Source organism: Pseudomonas jinjuensis (assembly GCF_900103845.1).
Lineage (GTDB): Bacteria > Pseudomonadota > Gammaproteobacteria > Pseudomonadales > Pseudomonadaceae > Pseudomonas > Pseudomonas jinjuensis.
On record NZ_FNIJ01000003.1, the window covers coordinates 177,001 to 200,571 of the forward strand.

The following is a 23,571-nucleotide window of genomic DNA, read 5'->3' on the forward strand; positions in this document are numbered from 1 at the left end:
ACCGGCGCCGGGGCATGACGGCCATCTGCCCGCGCCGGTCGGCGGCCCGTAACAGGCCGGCCACGCTGCATCGATCATTCACTCGCAGAAGTGTCACCGGCGGAGCGAAGGCCTGCCGCCACGGAGAACAAGATGTCGCAGCCCGCTCCAGCCATGGATCTGGAAAGGTCCAGGCCCACCTCTCTCGCCCTGCCGGGCCGCGCCGGCCAGCCGGCCCACCTGCTGCCGCGCCCGCAGCTGCTGGCGGAGCTGCTGGAAAGCCCGCAGCGCCTGCGCCTGCTGTGCGCGCCCGCCGGCTATGGCAAGACCTGCCTGATCAACGCCTGCCTGGAGCAGGAGCCCGCAGGGCAGCGGCAGGTCCGGCTCAACCTGGCGGGCATGCCCTTGTCCCTCGAACAGTTCTGCGTGCGGGCCGCCGAACAGCTGGGCGTCGAAGGGCTGGACGACGGAGCGGCGTTGCTGGAATTCCTCGAACGATCCCCGGCCACCCTGTGCCTGGTGCTCGACGACTACCCGGCGCATGCCGACTCCCGGCTGGATGCCTGGATCGATCAGCTGCTGCTGAACTCCCGGGCGCCGGTGCGTCTGTGGGTCAGCAGCCGGCAGCGGCCGACGTGGAACCTGCCGCGCCTGCTGCTGGAAGGCCAGTTGCTGGAGCTGGACGCCTCCGCCCTGGCGTTCTCCCGCGAGGAGCTGGACAGCCTGGTCAGCCATATCGCGCCGGACACGCCGGCCAGCGTCCGCGAGACGATCTGGCAGCAGAGCCTGGGCTGGTGCGCCGGCGCGCGCCTCCTGCTGAGCACCCGGCGGCACGGCACGCCGGGCAGCGCATCCTGGCTGGGCGACTACCTGGAGCGCGAGCTGCTGGTGCGCCTGGACTCGGACGAGCGCCGCCTGCTCGAAGGGCTTGCCCACCTGCCGCGTTTCTCCGCCGAACTCTGCGCCCAGCTGTGGGACGACCTGGATGGCCGTGCGCTGTTCCAGCGCCTGCTGCAGTCGCAGTCATTCTTCCTGCCCGCCGACCGCGACGGCCGCTGGTACCGCCTGCTGCCCGTGGTCGCCCAGGTGCTGCAGGGACGCAAGGCCACGGCCGACATCAACCGCCTGCGCCTGTCCGCCTGCCGCATCCTCAACGCCCTGCACTTCACCGACGAGGCCATCGAACTGGCGCTGGCCGCCGGCCACGCCGACATGGCGGTCAGCTACATGTCCCGCCTCAGCCCGGCCTGGCTGCTCGGCGGCGAACACCTGCAATCCATGCTCGACTGGCGCCGCCGCCTGCCCACGCAGCTGCTGGAGGGCACCGGACACCTGGTGCTGCTGAATGCCAGCGCCCTGCTGATGGCCTGCCGGCTGGACGATGCGGCCGTCTGCCTCGCGCGCCTGAGCCATTTCCTGCCGCTGCCCAGCGCGCAGCAGAACCGTCGGGCGCTGGCCGCCTGGCAGGCGCTGCACGGCTCCCTGCAGGGCATGCTGGGCAACTGCGACGGCGCCCGGGAACATTGCCAGGCGGCCCTGAGCCACCTGGGCGAGGACGAGAAATACATCGCCTTCCTCTGCTACTCGACCCTGGCGCGCATGGCGATGGGCGCCGGCGAGACCGCGCAGGCCCGGCAGCTCCTGATGACCGCGGTGGAGCAGGCGCGGCGCCAGGGCTGCCTGGCCAGCGAGTCCCTGGCCAACAGCGAGCGCACCTGCCTGATGCTGCTCTGCGGCGAAACCAGCCTCGCCGAATTCCTGGTGCAGGAGAACCTCGCCCTGCTGGACGCCGACGGCAACCGCCATCCGCTGCTGCAGGCGCGCCTGCTGGTGATGCGGGGCCGGCTGCAGATGCAGCGCAACGACCTGGATGGCGGCGAACGCAGCATGCGCGAGGCGATGCAGTTGTCGCCGCGGGTCGGCTCGTCGGTCCTGCATGCGCTGGCGGGGCTCGCGGAACTGGCGTCCTGCCGTGGCGACCACCAGCTGGCGTTCCGCTACCTGCAGGACGCGGAACGGCGCATGCAGTGCGCCAACGCCCAGGAAACCACCTATCGCGGCGTGCTCAACCTGCAGTCGGTGAACATCCTGGTGCGCCAGAAGAACTGGGAACAGGCCATGCCGATGGCGCGCGCCCTGGAGGATTACCTGCGCGGCTCCACCGCCCGCCTGACCGGCATCCAGGTGCCCTCACTGGTGCTGCGCAACCAATTGCTGATGGCCTGCGCCGAACACGGCCTGGGCCGCACCCGCGAGGCGGAGAAACGCCTGCAGACCACCATGAAGGAATGCCAGCGCCTGAATTTCCACGCCCTGCTGGCCAAGGCCCGGCAGACCCTCCGCCGCCTGCAGCAGGCCCAGCCCGAGGCGCCCGCGGGCGAGCGCCAGAACGGCGGGGCCGGCAGCTCGTTCAACCTGCTGGTCGGCGAAGCCAAGGCCAGCCCGGCGGCCAGGCCGGTGGAGCACGAGGTCAGGCCCGGCGCCGGACTGAAGAAGCGCGAGGAACTCACCTCGCGGGAAGTCTCGGTGCTGGAGCTGCTCGCCGAGGGGCTGTCCAACCAGGAGATCGGCGAGCGCCTGTACATCTCGACCAACACCGTGAAGGCGCACACCAAGCACATCAACCACAAGCTCGGCGTGACCCGGCGCACCCAGGCGGTGGTGCGCGCCAAGGCCATGGGCGTGTTGTCCTGAGCCGGACGCCGATGGGTCGCGCCGGGGTCGCCACGGTGCCAGCCCCCCGCTGCGGGTAGGTCTGCCTGCCGCACAGCCGTGCCACGATTTTCGCCCCGCGCGCTGCGCATCCAGGCACAAGAACAACACACCATGGACGCACCCAAGTACCTCGGCGATTTCGCCATCCTCACCCCGAACAAGCCGGCAGTGATCAACGCCTCCACCGGCGAGACCCTCACCTATCGCGAACTCGACGAACGCTCCAACCGCTTCGCGCAATTCCTCCATGCCCAGGGCCTGCGCCGCGGCGACCGTTTCGCCATGCTCATGGAGAACCACATCCGCTGCTTCGAAGTATGCTGGGCGGCCCTGCGCTCCGGCCTGCGCGTGGTGCCGATCAACCGCTTCTTCACCGCCAGCGAGGCGGCCTACATAGTCGAGGACAGCGGCTCGCGGCTGATCGTCAGCAGCTGGGCGCTGCGCGAAACCGTCCGCGACCTGCCGGCGCTGACCCCCGATTGCCCGCGGCGCCTGATGATCGATGGCGTCATCGACGGCTGGAGCAGCTTCGAGGAAAGCGTCGCCGAATTCCCCGCCGAGCGCCTGGCCGAGGAATGGGAAGGGGGCGCCATGGTGTACAGCTCGGGCACCACCGGCCGGCCGAAGGGCATCCTGCGCCCGCTGCCGGAGGTGAAGATCAGCGAGAGCGGCTCCGTCAGGCCGATCGTCGCGCTGCTCGGCTACGCCAGCGACACCGTCTACCTGTCCTCCGCGCCGCTGTACCATGCCGCGCCGCTGAACTTCACCACCAGCATGCACAACCTCGGCGCCACCGTGGTGTTCATGGAAAAGTTCGACGAACGCCTGGCCCTGGCCAACATCGAGCGCTACCGCATCACCCACAGCCAGTGGGTGCCGACCATGTTCGTGCGCATGCTCAAGCTGCCGGCGGAGGAACGCCAGCGCCATGACCTGTCCAGCCACCGCAACGCCCTGCATGCCGCGGCGCCCTGCCCGGTGGAGGTCAAGCGGCAGATGATCGAGTGGTGGGGTCCGATCCTCAGCGAGTACTACGCCGGCAGCGAAGGCAACGGCGCCACCGCCCTGCACAGCGATGAATGGCTGGCCCACCCGGGCTCGGTCGGCAAGGCGCTGATCGGAACCCTGCACATCTGCGACGACGAGGGCAACGAACTGCCGCCCGGAGAGACCGGCCTGGTGTACTTCGGCTCCGAACTGCCGTCCTTCCAGTACCACAACGACCCGGAGAAGACCCGCTCGGCGCAGCACCCGAAGCATCCGAACTGGAGCACCCTCGGCGACGTCGGCCACGTGGACGCGGACGGCTACCTGTACCTGACCGACCGCAAGAACTTCATGATCATTTCCGGCGGGGTGAACATCTACCCGCAGGCGATCGAGGACGCCCTGGCCCTGCACCCGCAGGTTGGCGACGTGGCGGTGATCGGCGTGCCGAACGCGGAGATGGGCGAGGAGGTCAAGGCGATCATCGAGCCGGCGCCCGGCGTAGAGCCGTCCGAGCAACTCGGCGCGGAACTGGTCGAATTCCTCCGGGACAGGGTGGCGCGCTACATGCTGCCGCGCTCGGTGGACTTCATCGACTGCATGCCGCGCATGCCCACCGGCAAGCTGTCCAAGCAGCAACTGCGCGAACGCTACTGGCCGAAGCCGGCCTGAGCAGGAATGGTGGAAATCGCTTCGGCGATTTCCACCCTACGCCGCCCCCGACCGCAGGAGCGGGCCATGCCCGCGACATGCCGGCATCAGGTAGGGCGGGTGAAACCCGCCATTGCCCTGGCGATCCGGCGGGTTGCACCCGCCCTACGGACTTCAGCGCTGCTTTTCCCCTCCTCCGTCCCGCACCTCCCGCCTATCCGCAACCCCGTCACACACCCGCCAACCGTGCGCCAAGTACATTTGCTTGCAATCCCTGTCTGAAAAAACGGATATCCTCCGTCGAAAACCTTTCCCGGATGAGCGGCCCGCGCCGCATAGCGACACGCCATGCCCGACTTCTCCATGCCCGGTATCCCCTGCCCCGACCGCGAGCTGCAGCTGGTGGCCAGCACCAAGGTCATCCCGCCGCGGGGCGCGCGCCACCTGATGCCGCGCGATGCGCTGATCGCCCGCCTGCAGGAGGCGCGCCGGCAGCGCTGCGTGGTGATCCAGGGGCCGGCGGGCTGCGGCAAGACCAGCACCCTGCTGGCCTGGCGCCGCGAGCTGCTGGCGCTGAACTTCGACGTCGCCTGGCTCTCGCTGACCGGCGAGGACAACGAGCTGACGCGCTTCTCCCACTGCCTGCTGGCGAGCCTCGCCGAGGTGGACCCGGCGATGGTGCGCGAGGCCGCGATCCTCACCGGGCGGGAGAACGACGACCTGGCGCTGGAGCACTGGGTCATCACCCTGGTGCAGGGGCTCGCCCAGCGCCAGCAGCAACTGGTGCTGATGCTCGACGACGTGCATCACCTGGCGGACCGGCGCAACCTGCTGATCCTGCAATGGCTGCTCGACTACGCCCCCGCGCAGTTCCACCTGGTGCTCGGCTCGCGCGCCGCGCTGCCGATGCCGCATACGCTCACCCGCCTGCGCACCCAGGGCCTGCTGGCGGAGTTCGACCTGCGCGACCTGCGCTTCAGCCTGGAGGAGTCCGAACGCTTCCTCCGCGAGCAGCTGGGCCGTATCGAGCGCCGCGACGTCGAGGTCCTGCACGAGCTCACCGACGGCTGGGCCGCCGGCCTGCAGCTGTTCGCCGTCGACCTCAAGGCCCGCCACGGCGCCAGCTATCCGCACGTGCAGGTGCGCGACCCGGGCGCCTTCGCCAGCTACTTCGAGCACGAGGTGCTGGCCCACCTGGCGCCGGAAGACCTCGACCTGCTGCTGCGCGCGTCCATCTGCAACCGCTTCTGCTCCTCGCTGTGCGCCGCCCTGACCGGACAGCCCTACGCGCAGCCGCGGGTGCTCAACCGGCTGGCGCGGCTGGACAGCGAGAACATGTTCATCACCCGCATCGAAAGCCACGAGCGGGACGTCTGGTACCGCCTCCATCCGCTGCTGCGCGAAGCCCTGCGCAACCAGCTGGCGGGGCATCCGGAAATCGACCAGAAGGCGCTGCATGCCGCCGCCCGCGGCTGGTTCAGCGGCCGCGGGCATGTCGACGAGGCGGTGCATCACGCGATCCAGGCCGGCGACGTACAGGCCGCCGCCGACATCGTCGAAGCCTGCGCCATCGAGCTGCTCGCCCGCGGCGACCTCGGCCAGCTCCCCGGCCTGCTGCGCCGCCTGCCGCCGGAGCAGCTGCAGCAGCGCTTCGCCCTGCAGTTGGTGATGGCGCACATCCACCTGTACACGCGCAACTTCGGCGCCTTCGGCCAGAGCCTGGCGCAGCTGGAATCGACCCGCGAGCGCCTCGACCCCTGCCAGCGCTATCACCTGACCCTGCTGCGCGGCAGCATGGCGATGCTGCGCGACGACTCGGCGGCGGCGCAGGCCATCCTGCCCGAGCTGCTGGACATCCCCGAGGACGCCGACGACTACCTGCAGACCGGGCGCAGCAACGTGCTCGCCTGGCTGTACATGTACCAGGGCGAATACGAGTACGCCCGCGATATCCTCGACGCCGGCGAACGGCCCGGCGGCTCGCCGCGGCGCAGCCTGATCGGCCGCTGCGTGGGCGGCATCAGCCTGATCATCGAGGGGCGCATCACCCAGGCCGAGCACATCTTCCGCGAAGTGCTGGAAGAGGCCGAACAGCAGGGCCCGTCCTACGGCGCCGTGGCCTTCATGGCCGCCGGCCTGCTCGCCAGCGTCCTCTACGAACTGAACGAGTGCGAATCGGCGCGCACGCTGCTGGAACCGCGCATCGGCGTGCTGGAGCGCGCCGCGATGCCGGACTCCGTGCTGCAGGCGCTGCTGGTGCTGGCCCTGTCGCACTGGCTGGCCGGCCGCCGCCTGGAAGCCCACGCCCAGCTCGACCGCCTGGAGGAGTACGCCAGCAACTACCAGCTCGACCGCCTGCTGGTGACCTCGCTGATGACGCGCCAGGGCTGGCTGCGGCAGGAGGGACAGGGCGAGCAGGCGGAAGCCATCCTGCGCGAGGTCGAAGCGCTGGCGGCGCGCTATCCCGACGTGGCCCAGGGCACCGAAGGCGAGATCCGCACCTTCGGCAAGCGCGCACAGATCGAACTGTGCCTGCTGAACAAGGACTTCGCCGGCGCCGCCACGCTGCTGTCCCCCCTCATCGACGCCGCCGAGGCGAGCCGGCGCTGGCGCCGCGCTGCGACCCTGCGCCTGCAGCTGGCGCTGGTCGAGCATGCCCGCGGCAACCCCGGGGAATCGCGCATGCAGCTGATCGAGGCGCTGCGCCTGGGCCACCGGCTCGGCCTGCTGCGCACCCTGCTGAGCCTCTCGTCGCGCCTGCCGAAGCTGCTCGCCGAACTGCTCGCGGAAAACTGCCTGGACCCGGTGCTGGGCTTCTACGTGCAGCGTCTGCTCGCCGTCGCGGCCGGACCGGAGCACGACGCCGGCGCCAGCCAGGAACCCGCCGCGCTCGGCACGCTCAGCGAACGCGAAGGCGAGGTGCTGGCCCTGCTCGCCCACGCCATGCCGAACAAGAAGATCGCCCGCGCGCTGAACGTCTCGCCGGAAACGGTGAAATGGCACCTGAAGAACATCTACGTGAAGCTCGGCGTCTCCGGCCGCGACGAAGCCATCGCCAGGATGCGCGACCTGTCTTCCGGCTAGCGTCGCCAGCCCCCCCGTTTGGAGTGAGTGCGTGGCAGCGCTTCCGCGGCCATCATGGGACCACGCCGTTCGCCCGGCGAACGCTGCCCCATTCCGAACGAGAACAAGGCCAATGAAGACATCGGAACCGACCAGCAGGCGCAAGCTGCTGCACACCCGCCAGATCACCTGCACCGGCTACGAGCGCGAGGACGGCCTGTACGACATCGAGGGCCACATGCGCGACCTCAGCGCCGACGCCACCCGCCTGCCCTACCGCGACGTGGAGCCGGGCGGGGCCATCCATGACATGCACATGAGCATGACCGTCGACCGGCACCTGGTGATCCAGCGCATGGAGGCGCATATCGCCGCCTCGCCGACCCCCTTCTGCGCGGAAATCGACGGCGCCTACGCGGCGCTGGTAGGCCAGAGGATCGGCCCCGGCTTCACCCAGAAGGTGAAGAGCCTGTTCGGCGGCGCCAGCGGCTGCACCCACCTTTCCGAACTGCTCGGCCCGCTGGCGACCACCGCCTACCAGTCGCTGTTCTCGGTAAGCCGCTCGACCATCGGCCCGATGCCCACGCCCACCGGCGAAGGGCCCATGGCCAAGCCCGGGATGGTCGACACCTGTCATGCGTTCCGTGCGGACGGTGAACCGGCGAAGCGGGTCTGGCCGCTGGAACGGCGCAAACCGGAAGACCAGCCGGAGCTGATCGCCAGCAGTTCGTAGGGCACGGACTGGACATGGTTCCCACGCTTCCGCGTGGGAACGATCGATGATCAGGAACGCCAGACGCCCGCGATGTTGCCGGCCTCCAGCGCCGCCATCACCTCGGCGGTGTCCTGGCCGCGGGTCGGGACTTCGCCCGGGGCGACCACCTTGCCGTCGAAGCGTGGGGCCGGCGAAGCCTGCAGCATGCCGTCGCGCTCGAAGTAGACGCCGCGCTCGACCATGTGCGGGTGGCGCGCCGCTTCCTGCTGGCTGTTCACCGGGGCGAAGCACACGTCGGTGCCTTCCAGCAGGTCGCACCATTCGGCGCGGGTGCGGCCGGCGAAGATCTTCGCCAGGGCGGCGCGCTGTTCTTCCCAGCGCGACTTGTCCCACTGCTTGGCGAACAGCGGGTCGTCCTTCAGGCCGAGCTTCTCCAGCAGCAGCGCGTAGAACTGCGGCTCCATCGAGCCCACCGAGACGTAGCGGCCATCGGCGCACCGGTAGGTGGCGTAGAAGTGCGAGCCGTCGTGCACGCTCTTGCCGCGCTGCTCGCTGAGCAGGCCCTTCTTCGCCAGGCCGAGCATCAGGCCCATCATGTGCGCCGAGCCGTCGACGATGGCGGCGTCGACCACGGTGCCCTTGCCGGTGGCGCGGGCGTTGAGGATGCCGGCGAGAATGCCGACCGCCAGGTACAGCGCGCCGCCGCCGATGTCGCCGAGCAGGGTGATCGGCGACGACGGCGCTTCGCCGGCGGTGCCGCAGTGGTACATGGCGCCGGACAGCGAGACGTAGTTGTTGTCATGGCCGGCGGCCTGCGCCATCGGTCCGCTCTGGCCCCAGCCGGTCATGCGGCCGAACACCAGCTTCGGATTGCGCGCCAGCAGCACGTCCGGACCGAGGCCCAGGCGCTCCATCACGCCGGGGCGCATGCCTTCGATCAGCGCGTCGGCGCCTTCGATCAGCTTCAGCACGGTCTCGCGGCCTTCGGCGGTCTTCAGGTCGGCGGTCACCGAGCGCTTGCCGCGGTTGATCGGGTTCTTGTCCGCGTTCGCCTCGCCGGTGATCGAGGTGGACGCCGCGCGCTCGACGGCGATGACTTCCGCGCCGAGGTCGGCCAGGTGCATGGCACAGAAGGGACCGGGGCCGATCCCGCAAATTTCGACAATCTTGATACCCGACAGCATCTGTTTCTCTCTCCGAATCCGGGACTTGCGTTCGGTTCAGGCTAACAAAGACCCCCGGCGCTTTTAGCTACCCGCGCCGGGTGGCGGGCGGCGCTGTCGGACTGGCGGCATCCGGCCTCTCAACGCCGCCGCGCCGCCACCACCGCCTCGTAGCGGCTGGTGACGCCGAGCTTGGCGTAGATGTTCTTCAGGTTCCATTTCACCGTGTCGAGGCTGAGGTTCAGCGCCAGGGCGATGCGCTTGTTGGAGATCGGCTGCTCCAGCAGTTCGAGGATTTCCCGCTCGCGGGGGGTAAGCGGCGATTCCGGCGCCGGTCGCCGCGCCCGCGCCGGGGCGCTCTCGCCGGCCGGGTGCGCCAGCAGGCCCTGGCGGTAGGCTTCCAGCGCCGCATCGGCGAGCGGTTCGAGGCGCGCCAGCAGCGCCTGCAGCGCCTCGCCCTCGTCGAGGAAGCTGCGCCGCAGGCCGCCGCGATAGCCGCTGGCGAGCGCCCGGCGCAGGGAGTCGAGCGCCGCGTCGGGGCGCTCCAGCAGGTCCAGCGCCAGCGCGCGCAGCAGGTCGATGCGCACCCGCCAGACGCCACGCCCGTAGCGCCCGGCGATGTCCTCGGCGACCGCCAGCGCAGCCAGCGCCGCCTCGCCTTCGCACCGCGCCAGCGCCAGCCGGGCGCGGGAGAGCGCCAGCCGGGCGCGGGAGAGCGCGGTCAGGCAGGCGATCTCCTGGTCCAGCGAAGCGCCGCCGCGATGGTTGTCCGCCAGCCGTTCGAGATTCGCCTGGCGCTCTTCGGCCAGCCGCCGGTCGCCGCACTGCAGCGCCAGACGCACCTGCCCGGCGAGCATGCTGGCCACGCCGCGCGGGTGCCCGCGGCTGCGGAACCGCGCCTCCATGCGCTCCAGGTAGTTCAGCGCCTCGCGCGCCGAGGCCAGCAGCTGCGCATGGCAGAGCGCGGCGGAAATGCTGTAGCCCTGCACCGCGCAATCCAGCACGTCCATGCGATTGGCCAGGGCCTCGCGGGCGGCATCGAGGCGATCCAGTTCGTGGAACACCTCGGCCATCATCGCCGCGGCCAGGCAGGCGCTGGTGGAGCGCCGTCCGTGCCGGGTTTCCGCCTCCCGCAGCACCGCCGCGCCGATCCGCTCGGCCTCCAGCAGGTTGCCTTCGAGCAGCGCCGCATTGGCCCCGGCGAAACGGGCGATCAGCGCCATCTCGCTGTCGGACGCATGCAGCACCCGGGCGGCCGGCGCATGGAACAGGCTGCGCGCCTCGGCGTGGCGGCCCAGGCGCGCCACGCAGTTGATCGCCACGCAGGCGTGCACCTGCGCCATCAGCGCGCTGCGCGGCAGGCTGTCGAGGGACGGCAGCAACGCCAGGCTGGCTTCGAGCTGCTCGTGCTGCGAGGCGACCACCGCGCGCATCAGCGCCACCTGTGGAGCCCAGGGCGACGGCTGCGGCAGCGCGTCGAGCAGGTCCAGCCAGCCTTCCGCCGGATCGGGCAGCGCCGCCAGCACGCAGCCCCAGGCGCACAGCGCCAGCAGCGAGGGATGTCGCGCCAGCTGCGCACGCGGCAGGCGCTCGACCCAGCGCATGAAGCGGATCAGGTCGCTGACGCTGTAGTCCTTCGGCTGCAGGCGTTCGAGCAGTTGTCCGACCAGTTCGAAATCGCCGCTCTGCAGCGCGTGGCGCACCGCGTCCTCGACCATCCCGGCCTGGGCGAACCACTCCGCGGCGCGGCGCTGCAGCTGCGCCACGTCGGCGCCGGAGGCGTGCAGGCGCTGGCCGAGGAACTCGGCGAACATCGGGTGCAGGCGGTACCAGTGATGCTCCGCGCCGGCGTCCACCGGCAGCAGGAACAGGTTGCGCGCTTCGAGCATGCCGATCAGCGCCTCGGCCTGCGGCGCCTCGCCGACCCAGCCGGCCAGCGAAGCGTTGAAGCGGCGCAGGATGGAGATCTTCTGCAGGAATTCGTCCAGCTCCGCCGGCAGCCCGGCCATCACGTCCTCGGCGAGATAGGCGCCGAGGCCGACGCTGTCCGGCAGCAGCGCGTCGATGCCGGGGCGCCGGCCGGGATTGGCCTTCAGCGCGATGGACAGCAGTTGCAGGCCGATCGGCCAGCCGTGGGTCAGCGCGTGCATGGAGTGCGCGCTGTCGATGTCGATGGCGCCGTCCAGGTGCGTCTGCAGGAAGGCCAGCGACTCGCCGAAGCTGAACGACAACTCGGCGCACTCCAGCTCGCACAGCTCGCCCATCGCCCGCAACCGTCCGAGCCGCAGCCCCGGCGTCGTGCGCGAGGCCAGCACCAGGTGCAGGTTGTGCGGCGCGTCGTCGACGAGGGTCTGCAGCAGCCGGGCGATGGCCGGATCGGTTGCGTGCTGGCAGTCGTCGATCATCAGGTACAGCTCGTCGTTCAGCCGCGCCAGGCGGTTGATCAGCAGCGAGGCGAACAGCCGTCCGCGCCGCTCCGCTTCCACCGCGCCGAGCCAGGGCAACTGCTCGTCCGGCGCCACGCCGGCCTGCCGCAGCGCGCCGTCGAGGTTGGCGCAGAAGGTCTCGGGCACGCCATCATCCGGCGACAGCGACAGCCAGGCCACCGTCGCGCCGTCGCGGATCAGCGCCTGGCGCCACTGCGCCAGCAGGGTGCTCTTGCCGAAGCCGGCGCCGCCGGTGACCAGCAGCAGCCGGCACGGGCGCCGGTCGTGCAGGCGGGCGAGCAGGTCCGCGCGCGGCACGGCCTGGCTGCCGATGCGCGGCGGGGCGAATCTGGTGGAGATCAGCGGGGCGGTCGGCTTCATGGGGCGCGGGCGGAATCGTCGACCGGTCCACTATGTACGACTGCCCCTCCGCGGAAAACGCCAGGGCGACCGCGCTGGCCGAATGCAGGGCGTGTTTGGCCGGAATGCAATCAGCTCCGTCGTCCCGTGAGCAACGGGACTCACCCCATCTGCGCGGATCGCACCGCTCCCACGCCGGCCGGGGCGGTCCCCAGGGTCGCGGTCAGCCGCGCCTGTACCGCCTCGGCCTGCTGGATCACGTTGCGGATGACCTGCGCCGCCGGCAGCACCTCGCGCACCAGGCCCTGGGACTGGCCGATGGGGGAAATGCCGTGCTCCAGGTCGCCCTCGACGATGCCCTTGCGCCCCTGGATGCCGAACGCGCCCCAGTGCGCGCGCATGCGGAACTCCGCCGGGTTGTCCCAGATCATGCGCAGCACCTTGCTCAGCGGCACCTTCGAATCCCGCGCCACCTTCAGCGCGCGCAGGCAGGCCTTGGGCAGGGTCATCGGCCGCTTCATCTGCCGGCGCGCCTCGGCGCCGTCCATCACCCGGCACGGCAGGCTGTCGAAGTTCACGCTGTAGAGGGTGTCGGCGACGCTGTTGCTCACCGCGGCCTTCTTGATGTTCGGGTGCAGGCCGCTCTCCTGCGAAGTGGCGAAGCGCGTGCCCATGGCGATGGCATCGGCGCCGAGGGCCAGCGCCGCCACCAGGCCGCGGCCGTCGGCGAAGCCACCGGCGGCGATGATCGGCAGGTCGATCGCATCGCGCAGGTAGGGAATCAGGGTCAGCGAGGTCACCGCGCCGCCGTGGGCCGCCGCCTCGTGGCCGGTGACGATCAGCGCGTCGGCGCCGGCCGCCTGGCCCGCCTTGGCGTGCTTCTCGGTGGTCACGGTGTTGATCACCTTGCCGCCGTAGGCATGCACGGCGGCGAAGAAGCGCGCGTCGCGGCCCAGCGACATGTTCACCACCGGCACCTTCTCCTCCAGCACCATGCGGCACATGTCGGCGGCGAACGGCGTCTTCATGGTGATGTTGATGCCGAACGGCCGCGAGGTCTTCTCGCGGATGCGGCGGATCGAGGCGCGCGCTTCCTCGGGCGTCAGCGAGGCGCTGGCGAGAATGCCCAGCCCGCCGGCCTCGCAGACCGCCACCACCAGTTCCGGGATCGCGACCTTGCTCATGCCCGAGCTGACGATGGGATGCTCGATGCCGAGCAGTTCGGTGATGCGGGTCTTCATGGCGGTCTTCCTCGTTATTGTTGTGTTCCGGCCATGATCACGCGCCGCCGGGCGGGCGACACCTCACCCGGAGGGTGGGCTGGCGGCAGCGGGGTGGGGCGCCACCCACCCCGTGCACGCCGGGCGCCCTGCGGCCCGAACTTCCGCAGCCTGCGGAACCAGGTGCGCGCGCAGCCGGCCAGGCGCATGCTGGGTGATCCACGGATTTCCATCAGCGCGATCGCCTGGCGCCCCGGCCATGCCGGCGCCGGCGGCTTCCGCCACCACTGAAACCACAAGGAGCAACCGATGGACAGGAACCTCAAGGGCCGCGTGGTCGCGGTGACCGGCGCCTTCGGCAACCTCGGCCTGGCGGTGGCGCAGGCCGCCGCCGAGCAGGGGGCGAAGGTGGTCATGCTCGGCCATTCGCCGAGCGCCGACGTGCCGCACGCGCTCGAGCACGCCCTGCAGATCACCGGCATCGACCTGACCTCCTGGGACGACGCCCAGGCCGCGATGACGCGCGTCGCCAAGGAGTGCGGCCATCTGGACGCGCTGGTCAACGTCGCCGGCGGCTTCCGCTGGCAGACCCTGGCCGACGGCGACCTGGAGGCCTGGGACCAGATGTACAACGTCAACCTGCGCACCGCCGTCACCGCCAGCAAGGCGGCGCTGCCGCTGCTGCTGCAGAGCCGCGCGGGACGCATCGTCAACATCGGCTCCAGCGGCGCACAGAAGGCCGGCGCCGGCATGGGCGCCTACGCCGCATCCAAGGCCGGCGTGGCGCGCCTGACCGAGAGCCTGGCGGAGGAACTGAAGGAACGCGGGGTGACGGTGAACGCGGTGCTGCCGAGCACCATCGACACCCCGCAGAACCGCGCCGACATGCCGAATGCCGACTTCAGCCGCTGGGTGACGCCGGAGCAGCTGGCGGCGGTGATCACCTTCCTGCTGTCGGATGCGGCGAGCGCGGTGACCGGGGCGCTGATTCCGGTGAACGGGCGGGTGTGAAGCGGTTGCCGTGAACGGCGGATAACGCTGGCGCGTTATGCGCCCTACTCGAACATGTCAGCGGAACCGTGTAGGAGCGGGCCATGCCCGCGACCTACGAGCTCGCCGCCAGCGCCCCCGGGAAATCGGCGTGGTAGTGCGTATCGCCGATCTCGTCGAGCACCCCGACCTTGCGCAGCTTGCCGTCGACCCGGTGGTTGGCCTCGCACAGGCGCACCACGATGCCGCGGCGCTTGAGCTGCTGGATCACCTCGCGCAGGGTCTCCAGGCCGGTGATGTCCATGAACGGCACGCGGTGCAGGCGGATGATCAGCACCCGCGGGTCGGTATGGGTCTGCGCCAGCGCGCGTTCGAAGGTTTCCGCCGCGCCGAAGAACAGCGGCCCCTCGATGTCGTACACCAGCACGCCGGGCGGCAGCTGGTCGATGCCGCGGCCGCGCAGTTCCACTTCCAGCTCCTGCTCGGCGACCTCGTGCACGCCCACCGAGGAAGCCATGCGCCGCATGAAGTGCAGCATCGCCAGGATCACGCCGATGTTCACCGCGATCACCAGGTCGCTGAGCACGGTGAGCAGGAATGTGATCAGCAGGATCGCCACGTCGGCGCGCGGGGCGCGGCGGACCATGCGCGCGAAGTGCTTCACCTCGCTCATGTTCCAGGCCACCACGAAGAGGATCGCCGCCAGCGCGCAGAGCGGGATGTTCGATGCCAGCGGGGCGAGGAACGCCACGATCAGCAGCAGGGTGACCGCATGGATGACGCCGGCCAGCGGGCTGCTGCCGCCGTTGCGGATGTTGGTGGCGGTGCGGGCGATGGCGCCGGTGGCGGCGAAGCCGCCGAACAGCGGCGCGGCGATGTTGGCGATGCCCTGGCCGATCAGCTCCTGGTTGGAGTCGTGGCGGGTGCCGGCCATGCCGTCGGCGACCACCGCCGAGAGCAGCGACTCGATGGCGCCGAGCATGGCTATGGCGAAGGCCGGGCCGATCAGTTCCAGCACGCGCGGCAGGGTCACTTCCGGCAGGCTCAGGCTGGGCAGGCCGAGGGGAATCCCGCCGAAGGCGCTGCCGATGGTGGCCACGCCCTCGAAGTGGAACAGCGACTGGATGACGGTCACCGCGACCATCGCCACCAGCGGCCCGGGGACCTTGTTCAGGCCGCGGATGCGCGAGGAGAAGATCACCAGCGCCAGGGCCAGCAGGGCCAGGACGGTGGTCATCGGGTGCAGCTGCGGCAGCGCCTGCAGCAGGCTCCAGAGCTTCTGGTGGAAGTGCTCGCCGCCGACCTCGGGCAGGCCGAAGAAGTCCTTCCACTGGCCGACCCAGATGATCACCCCGATGCCGGCGGTGAAGCCGACGATCACCGGCGCCGGGATGAACTTGATGATCGCCCCCAGGCGCGTCACGCCGAGCAGCAGGAGGATGATCCCGGCCATGATGGTGGCGATCTGCAGCCCATCGATGCCGTGCTTCGCGGTCACCCCGGCGAGGATGACGATGAAGGCGCCGGTCGGCCCGGCGATCTGCACCCGGCTGCCGCCGAACAGGGCGACCAGCGCGCCGGCGACGATCGCCGTGTAGATGCCCTGCTCCGGCTTGACCCCGGAACCGATGGCGATGGCGAAGGCCATCGCCAGCGGCAGCGCCACCACCCCGACGATCACCCCGGAAACCAGGTTGCGCGCCCAGTGCGCGCGGCCCAGCAGACCGGCTTTCCATGCTTCCTGTAGGGCGATCATCGATGCGAACTCCTGTGGCTGACGGAACGGATTCCCCGATATTAGCCGAGCGACCCTCCGTCGCCCTATACGACCTCCCGCCAGACGAACCACTAGGCTATGCAGATCGCTGCACAAAAGCCGACAGTGCTGCATTTTTGCCAACACCCCGAGCCGATGGATGGCGCCGGAGCCCATTCCACGCGGCCCGGCGCGGGTGGCATGCAACATGCCTCTGTGTTCGATCGGCTGCCCGTCAGGTTCGACGGCGGCCGCTTTCCCGCTTTCGGTTTTTCATGGAGAGAACATGGATTCACTACTCCTGCTGTCGGAAAAAGGACTCCTGCTGTCCGACAGCATTGCCGCCAACGGACGCCTGCTCGAGGTTTCCGCCGCCCAGAGCGACCAGCTCGGCTATCCGCCCGGAACGCTGGTCGGCCAGGGCATCGAGCGCATCTACACGGCTGAATCGGTGAACGCCCTCCACCAGCTGTTCGCCAGTCCGCCCGCCGACGAGCGCGTGGAAGACCTGGAGCTGACCCTGATCCGCCACAACGGCGGCCTGCTGCCGGTGCTCGCCAGCGGCATCCTGCAGTGGCGCGACGGCCAGGCGCCGCGCCTGCACCTGGTGAAGATGTCGCTGGGCGCCCTGAGCCGGCGCCTGGCCGAGCAGCAGGGCGCCAACGAGGTGATGAGCCAGATGCTCTACAGCGCCAAGGTCGCCTACTGGTGCATCGAGTTCGCCGAGCCTGTGGATATCCTGCAGACGCCGGACGAGATCGTCCGTCAGGTGTTCGAGAACCGCTCCTACTGGCGCATGTGCAACCGCGCCATGGCGGACATCTACGAGATGCCCGCCGACGTCGACTTCAGCCAGCAGCCGGTGCGCCTGTACTGGCCGCGCAGCCCGGCCAACGAGGCCTTCGTGCGGCGCCTGATCGAGGCGGAATTCCACGTCGACGGCGCACTTTCCGTTGACCGGCGCCACGACGGTTCGCCGGCTTATGTGGAAAATGACGTCCGCGCCAGCATCCACAACGGCCGCATGCTGCGCATGTGGGGCAGCCTGCGCGACGTCAGCCAGGAGCTGCGCATGCAGCACGACGCCGAGGAGCGCATCGAAGCGCTGCGCCGGGTGTTCGACGCGGTGCCCGACGCCGTGCTGGTGATCGACGATCTGGCCCAGCCGCAATGGCGCAACGCCGCCTTCGAACAGATCTTCGGCATCACCCGCGCCGCCGGCGTGGCCTCCACCCTTGACCGGCTGCCGCTGCCGGAGCGTACCTGGTACATGCTCGAACTGCCCGACCAATACGGCGTCTGCCGCTCGTTCAACAGCCACTGCTCGCGCATCCTGATCCGCGAGGGCGTGGCCTGGCGGGTGATCGTGCTGCGCCAGGCCACCGCCACCGCGCCCGTCGCGGAACTGCATCCATGACCGAGGACGGCTTCCTCGCGCCGATGCGCATGGGCATGCGCTCCTCGGTCAGCACCACCGCCGAGGGACTCGCCGCGCTGCTGGAAAGCCCGGCGCTGCATGCCCTGCTCGACAGCTTCAGCGAGGCGCTGATCGTCTGCGACGGCGATTCGCGGGTGCGCTTCCTCAACCTCGCGGCGGAGCGGGTCAACCGCGTCGCCCGCGAGGACGTGCTCGGCCTCAGCGATGCCGACTTCTTCCAGCGCTCGGCGCTGCAGTTCGACGACTTCCTGCAGGCCATGCGCCGCGGCAGCAAGAGCGCGCTGACCCGTTCGCGGGACGGCCGCGTCTACCTGACCCGCGCCCAGGCGGTGCCCACCGGCCCCTACGAGAAGCCCTTCAGCCTGCTGGTCCAGCGCGAGTACGAGGCGCGCGAGGGCTCGCTGCGCGGCGGCGCGTCCGCCCCGCGCGTGGCGGAGGAACCGCCCGGCCTGCTCGGCGATCCGCAGGACCACGCGCTGCACATGTCGCCGCTGCTTTCCGGCATCGCCGACATGGGCGTGCGCGCCTTCCGCCGCCGCGCCCGCCTGCTGCTGCTCGGCGAACCGGGGGTGGGCAAGACCGCCATCGCCCGGCACATCCACCGCGCCGCCGGCTGGGGCGACCGGCCGTTCATCGACGTCAACTGCGGCAGCATCCCGGACACCCTGTTCGAGTCGGAGATGTTCGGCTACGAGCGCGGCGCCTTCACCGGCGCGCTGGCTTCCGGCAAGCGCGGCTACATCGAGAGCGCCGCCGGCGGCACGCTGTTCCTCGACGAGATCGGCGAGATCCCGCTGCACGTGCAGGCCAAGCTGCTGAAATTCCTCGAGGACGGCAGCATCCAGCCGGTGGGTTCGCCGCTGAGCAAGAAGGTCCAGGTGCAGGTGATCGCCGCCACCAACAAGGACCTCAGGCAACTGGTCGCCGACGGCCTGTTCCGCGCCGACCTGTATTACCGGCTGGCCGTGCTGCCGGTGGAAATCCCGCCGCTGCGCGCCCACCGCGACGACCTGCCGGTGCTCATGGACGTGCTGCTGGCACGCATCAACCGCGACCGCCAGCCGACCCTGCGGCTGTCCGTGGCCTGCCGCCAGCGCCTGCTGGGGCACGACTTCCCCGGCAACATCCGCGAGCTGGTGAACATCTTCGAACGCCTGGCGGTGCTCGCCGACGACGTGGCGGAAGAGCTGCACCTGCCGCCGGAGCTGCTTTCCGAGCAACCGGCACCGAGCGCAACAGCCGACGAGACCGCCGCCGAGCTTGGCGACGAGCCGCTGAAAGCCCAGGTGCAGCGCTACGAACGCCAGTTGATCAACCGCGCGGTGCTCCTGCACGGCAGCAAGCGCAAGGCGGCGGCGCAGCTGGGCATCGATATCGGCACGCTGATCCGGAAGTTGCAGCGGGAGTGAGCCTGGCGGGACGCTGGAGTCGCGGGCATGGCCCGCTCCTACAGGTCAAGCCCTGCCTCGACCTGTAGGAGCCAGCAAGCTGGCTCCTACAAAAATCAGCCCTCTCTCCGCCCAAATCGCGACCGATCGGTCACTCTTCGACGCCATTTCCCTTCCGTCCGTCCCTCGTAGTCCCTGCCCTACAAAGTGCTGCAGTAATGCATCGCCACCCTATTCATTTTTGCTTACAGATTTTTCCTAAATTTTTCGCCATAAAAATAAATTCCTTAACTTTCAATAACTTATAAAGTTGGCACAGCCTGTGCTGAAGGAAACGTCAAGCCCTTGCCTCACGGCAGGGTCATTGATTCACGCCGATGGCATCCGACTTGGGTGCCCGGTAGTTCTGGAGGCACAACAACAATGCTCATCACAGGTATCAAGAGCCGGCCCGTCTACGACGACCTGCGCCCGCTCGAAGGCGGCAAGCGGCACATCGTCGCCGGCCAGGGCAGCGGTGGCAGCGCCATGCTGCGTCTGCTGGCGGACATGCCGCGCACCGCGCCGATCAGCGTGCTCTATTCCACCGAATCCTTCTCCGGCCAGAACCACCTGGCAGCCCTGCGCGACATCGGCAACCTGGAGATCCAGGTATTCCCGAGCAACCAGGCGCTGGTCGAGGCCCTGCGCGTGCAGCTCGAAGAAGCGCGGATGGGCACCCGCCTGTACCTCTCCGGCTCGGAAAGCTTCATCGGCACCGCCATGCAGGCCGCCGACGCCTGCAACCTGAACAGGGACGAAGTGCTGCGCGAACACTGCGGCTCGTTCGTCCGCCGCGTCTGGTGCGTGCACTGCGACAGCTACACCGAGAACGTCACCCAGCGCGTCTTCGAGTGCCCGAGCTGCCAGGTGATGCTGGTGGTGCGCGACCACTATTCCCGCCGCCTGGCCGCCTTCCAGGCGGTCAAGGCCGATGCCGAAGTCCCCGGCGAGCTGCCGGAAGCCGAGGAGCTCGACACATGATCCAGAACAACGGAACCCTGCGCGTGCGCGTCGCGCGCACCGAGGACGTCACCCCGGACATCCGCCGCTTCACCCTGGTCTCCACCGACGGCACGCACCTGCCGCCGTTCTCCGGCGGCAGCAACATCGTCGTGCTGATCCCGCATGCCGACGGCGTGCACCGCAACGCCTACTCGCTGATGAGCTCGCCGTACGACTCCAGCTCCTACCAGATCGCCGTGCGTCGTGTCGAAACCGGCCGTGGCGGTTCGAAGGCGATGCACGACAAGGTGAAGGAAGGCGACGAGCTGGAAATCAAGCTGCCGGTGAACCTCTTCCCGCTGAGCAAGCATGCGCGCCTGCACCTGTTCATCGCCGGCGGCGTGGGCATCACCCCGGTGTGCTCGCAGCTGGCCGAACTGCGCCTGACCGGCAAGCCGTTCGAAGTGCACCTGGCCGTGCGCGGCGCCGAACACGCGCGCCTGGGCCAGGAGCTGCAGCGCGAGTACGGCGACCGCGTGCGCCTGTACCACTTCGACCAGGGCGAGAAGCTGGACATCTCCGCCGTGCTGGCCGACCGCCCGCTGGGCAGCGACGTGTACGTCTGCGGCCCGGGCACCATGATCGATGACACCATCGCCAGCGCCCGCGCCCACGGCTGGACCGACAGCCACATCCACTACGAGAAGTTCCTCGAACAGGGCAGCAGCGGCGAGGCGTTCAGCGTCATCCTCGGCCGCAGCAACACCACCATCGAGGTTTCGCCGGACCAGAGCATCCTCGAAGCGGTGGAAGCCGCCGGCTTTGATCTGCCCTACCTGTGCCGCGGCGGTGCCTGCGGCGAGTGCGAGACCGCGGTCCTGGAGCTGGACGGCGAGATCCTGCACACCGACGACTGGCTGTCGGACGAAGAGAAAGCCGCCAACAAGAAGATCATGCCCTGCATTTCGCGGGCGAAATGCTCGCGTCTGGTCATCGACGCCTGAGTGCCGGAGAACGAATCATGACTATCCAGTTCCGCCCCGACGAAACCTATCGCGACGACTACACCTTCGCCAACAGCCCCGAGTGCATCGCCCGCGCGCCCTTCCCGTTCCCGGACGACGAGTACATGTACTCGATGAACCTGGAGCCGCACGTCTCGGTCGGTGACGGTGCCTTCCGCGCCGCGTTCGACATCGACGAGCACTACATCAGCGAATGCCGCGACCGTGCGATCACCCTGGAGAAAGACCCGGGCATGCACTACGTCTCCGCGCCGCACATGATGGAAGCGCAGTGGGACCTGCTCGAACTGATCATGGAGTCCTACGCCCGCGACTACCCGGAGTACTTCACCCTGGAAAAGGACGGCGCGCGCTGGCACTGGACCAACAAGCTGCTGAACATCGACGACACCTTCACCTTCGGCGACTGCGCCACTCTGCCCTACGAGCCGATGGAGTACATCACCCGCCAGGCCCAGGGCGACTGGGTGCTGCAGGAAGAGAAGGACGGCACCCTGTACTGGGGCGCCGGCATCGCCACCCAGCGCGCCGACTACTCGCTGCGCTTCAACCTCGGCATGGCCTGGCACGAGTACCACGGCCCGGTGCCGCTGGTGAAGGAAACCGGCATGCTCGACCGCGCGCTGAAGTTCCTTCTGCGCCTGCGCATCGGCCACCCGGTGCGCCGCCTGAACTGGTCGCTGACCGTCAACCCGCGCCTCGACGTTTCCGCCGAAAGCCTGCCGGACTGGGCGCCGGACCGCGCCACGGTGACCGCCGAGAACGCCGGCAAGCTGGTCTACCTGCGCATCGAGCTGCAGCCGCTGCACCGCCTGCCGCGCAGCAACGCCATCGTCTTCCCGATCCGCACCTACCTGCTGAGCCTGGAAGAGATCGCCACCAACCCGGCCTGGGCCAAGCGCATGCACCGCGTGCTCAAGTCCCTGAAGCAGGACCTGGTGGACTACAAGGGCTTCACCCGCTACCGCGACGCGGCGGTGGAGTGGCTCTCCCAGTACGACGACGGCAAGTGATGCCTCGCGTCTGACCAGGAACAACAGCCCGATGAGGGTACCGGCGGACCGGTTGCGGCCCGCCGGTTTTGCTCTGCCCAAAACTCAATGAGGAAAATAATTATGAGTGGGTCCCCCGCCTCGCGTGCAGCTGCGGCCGTCGATCACGACGCCGAGCAGTTGAAGGCACTCGGTTACAGCTCCAATTTCGAACGCAGCATGAGCCTGTGGGAGAACTTCTCCCTCGGCTTCACCTACCTGTCGCCGGTGGTCGGCGTCTACACCCTGTTCGGCCTGTGCCTGGCCGCCGGTGGTCCGCCGATGTTCTGGACCTACCTGCTGATCGGCCTCGGCCAGCTGCTGGTGTGCCTGGTGTTCTGCGAAGTGGTTTCGCAGTTCCCGATTTCCGGTGGCGTCTACCCCTGGGCGCGGCGCCTGGTGGGCAAGCGCTGGGCGTGGATGGTGGGCTGGGTCTATGCCTGGGCGCTGTGCGCGTCGATCGCCGGCATCGCCGTGGGCGCCAGCCCGTACATGGCCGCCATGCTCGGCTTCGAGATGCACGGTGACGCGGCGATCGCCATCGCCCTCGGCCTGATCGCCATCTCCACCGTGCTCAACCTCAGCGGCACCAAGCTGCTCGCCCGCGTCGCCATGTTCGGCTTCATCTGCGAGCTGGGCGGCGCCCTGCTGGTCGGCGGCTACCTGCTGATCTTCGAGCGCCACAACGACTTCAGCGTGCTGTTCAACACCTTCGACATCAGTATCGACGGCAGCTACTGGCCGGCCTTCCTCGCCGCTTCCCTGGCGGGCCTGTTCCAGTACTACGGCTTCGAGGCCTGCGGCGACGTCGCCGAGGAAACCCCGAACCCGGGCAGGATGATTCCGAAGACCATGCGCATGACCATCTACATCGGTGGCGCCGCCGCGATGTTCGCCTGCCTGGCGCTGATCCTCTCGGTGCCGGACATCCAGGCCGTGATCAACGGCGAGGACACCGACCCGGTCAACACCATCCTCGCCAACGCCTTCGGCCCGGTCGGCTCGAAGCTGGTGATGGCGGTGGTGATGGTTTCCTTCGTTTCCTGCGTGCTGAGCCTGCAAGCCGCCGCCAGCCGCCTGCTGTTCGCCTACGCCCGCGACGAGATGATCGTCGGCAGCGGCATGCTCAAGCGCCTGAACGACAACCACGTACCGGCCTTCGCGCTGATCGTGGCTGGCGTGATGCCGGCCGCCATCGTCTGCCTCGGCCTGTTCATGGCCGACGCCGTGGCCACCATCGTCGGCTTCGCCGCCATCGGCATCTACGTGTCGTTCCAGCTGATCGTGGTCGCCGCGCTGATCGCCCGCGCCAAGGGCTGGCTGCCGAGCGGCCAGTTCAGCCTCGGCAAGTGGGGTCTGATCGTCAACGTCGCCGCGCTGGTCTACGGCGTCGCCGCGATCACCAACATGGTCTGGCCGCGCACTCCGGATGCGCCCTGGTACATGAACTACTCGATGATCCTGACCACCGCCGTGGTGCTCGGCGCCGGCCTGGTCTACATGCTGCTGGCCAGGCCCTACGACCGCGGCACCGCCCCGGCGGGCGACGCCCACAGGATCTCCGGCCGCCAACCATCCGCGCGCGCTTCGGGCGCGCTCGCGGACCCGGCTTGATTGCAACGTTGACGCAGTTCGGGCCTTACGCCTGAGGGGCGCGTCAGGCTCCCTGCATCCCCTGTA

The 23,571-nt window shown here is 69.3% G+C and carries 15 protein-coding genes; 11 read left to right on the forward strand and 4 right to left on the reverse strand.

The annotated features are described in order from the left end of the window. The first annotated feature begins 132 nt into the window (after nt 1-132). From BLR75_RS26940 to BLR75_RS05285, 4 genes are all read left to right on the forward strand, one after another. Nucleotides 133-2,673, forward strand: a complete 2,541-nt coding sequence (locus BLR75_RS26940) for a LuxR C-terminal-related transcriptional regulator (RefSeq protein ID WP_090416008.1) — start codon at nt 133-135, stop codon at nt 2,671-2,673. A gap of 132 nt (nt 2,674-2,805) precedes the next feature. Next, complete coding sequence (locus BLR75_RS05275) at nt 2,806-4,353, forward strand: acyl-CoA synthetase (protein ID WP_084311575.1); 1,548 nt, start codon at nt 2,806-2,808, stop codon at nt 4,351-4,353. A 327-nt stretch (nt 4,354-4,680) separates the two neighbouring features. After that, nucleotides 4,681-7,416: a winged helix-turn-helix domain-containing protein gene (locus tag BLR75_RS05280; protein ID WP_084311574.1), complete on the forward strand. Its 2,736-nt coding sequence runs from the start codon at nt 4,681-4,683 to the stop codon at nt 7,414-7,416. 112 nt (nt 7,417-7,528) lie between these two features. Then, entirely contained in the window at nt 7,529-8,128 is a 600-nt protein-coding gene (locus BLR75_RS05285; protein WP_084311573.1) for a DUF2889 domain-containing protein, read from the forward strand. Between the two features lie 50 nt (nt 8,129-8,178). On the opposite strand, the gene BLR75_RS05290 is transcribed toward BLR75_RS05285, so the two are convergent. From BLR75_RS05290 to BLR75_RS05300, 3 genes are all read right to left on the reverse strand, one after another. Continuing rightward, a complete protein-coding gene (locus tag BLR75_RS05290; RefSeq protein ID WP_084311572.1) occupies nt 8,179-9,294 on the reverse strand; it encodes a CaiB/BaiF CoA transferase family protein in 1,116 nt (371 codons plus the stop codon). Between the two features lie 119 nt (nt 9,295-9,413). Continuing rightward, nucleotides 9,414-12,080 carry a winged helix-turn-helix domain-containing protein gene (locus BLR75_RS05295; protein WP_084311571.1) on the reverse strand — a complete coding sequence of 889 codons (2,667 nt, stop codon included), beginning with the start codon at nt 12,078-12,080 and terminating at the stop codon, nt 9,414-9,416. A gap of 140 nt (nt 12,081-12,220) precedes the next feature. Continuing rightward, complete coding sequence (locus BLR75_RS05300; protein ID WP_255312782.1) at nt 12,221-13,318, reverse strand: NAD(P)H-dependent flavin oxidoreductase; 1,098 nt, start codon at nt 13,316-13,318, stop codon at nt 12,221-12,223. Nucleotides 13,319-13,588: 270 nt separating this feature from the next. On the opposite strand from BLR75_RS05300, the gene BLR75_RS05305 reads away from it, so the two are divergent. After that, on the forward strand, nt 13,589-14,290 hold the full coding sequence (locus tag BLR75_RS05305; protein ID WP_084311569.1) for an SDR family NAD(P)-dependent oxidoreductase: 702 nt from the start codon (nt 13,589-13,591) through the stop codon (nt 14,288-14,290). A 94-nt stretch (nt 14,291-14,384) separates the two neighbouring features. Here BLR75_RS05305 and BLR75_RS05310 read toward each other — a convergent pair whose 3' ends face one another. After that, entirely contained in the window at nt 14,385-16,025 is a 1,641-nt protein-coding gene (locus BLR75_RS05310) for a SulP family inorganic anion transporter (protein WP_084311568.1), read from the reverse strand. Nucleotides 16,026-16,311: 286 nt separating this feature from the next. Between BLR75_RS05310 and BLR75_RS05315 the strand changes: the two genes are divergently transcribed. From BLR75_RS05315 to BLR75_RS05340, 6 genes are all read left to right on the forward strand, one after another. Next, on the forward strand, nt 16,312-17,442 hold the full coding sequence (locus BLR75_RS05315) for a PAS domain-containing protein (RefSeq protein ID WP_084311567.1): 1,131 nt from the start codon (nt 16,312-16,314) through the stop codon (nt 17,440-17,442). Then, nucleotides 17,439-18,872 carry a sigma-54 interaction domain-containing protein gene (locus BLR75_RS05320; RefSeq protein WP_084311566.1) on the forward strand — a complete coding sequence of 478 codons (1,434 nt, stop codon included), beginning with the start codon at nt 17,439-17,441 and terminating at the stop codon, nt 18,870-18,872. The genes BLR75_RS05315 and BLR75_RS05320 overlap by 4 nt, the downstream gene beginning before the upstream one ends. A gap of 402 nt (nt 18,873-19,274) precedes the next feature. Next, nucleotides 19,275-19,874: a dimethylamine monooxygenase subunit DmmA family protein gene (locus tag BLR75_RS05325; protein ID WP_084311565.1), complete on the forward strand. Its 600-nt coding sequence runs from the start codon at nt 19,275-19,277 to the stop codon at nt 19,872-19,874. Further along, entirely contained in the window at nt 19,871-20,839 is a 969-nt protein-coding gene (locus BLR75_RS27180; protein ID WP_084311564.1) for a PDR/VanB family oxidoreductase, read from the forward strand. Before BLR75_RS05325 ends, BLR75_RS27180 begins: the two co-directional genes overlap by 4 nt. A 17-nt stretch (nt 20,840-20,856) precedes the next feature. Next, entirely contained in the window at nt 20,857-21,873 is a 1,017-nt protein-coding gene (locus tag BLR75_RS05335) for a heme-dependent oxidative N-demethylase family protein (RefSeq protein ID WP_084311563.1), read from the forward strand. Nucleotides 21,874-21,975: 102 nt separating this feature from the next. Next, nucleotides 21,976-23,505, forward strand: coding sequence for an APC family permease (locus tag BLR75_RS05340; protein ID WP_084311562.1), 1,530 nt, complete (start codon nt 21,976-21,978; stop codon nt 23,503-23,505). Nucleotides 23,506-23,571: the final 66 nt, after the last annotated feature.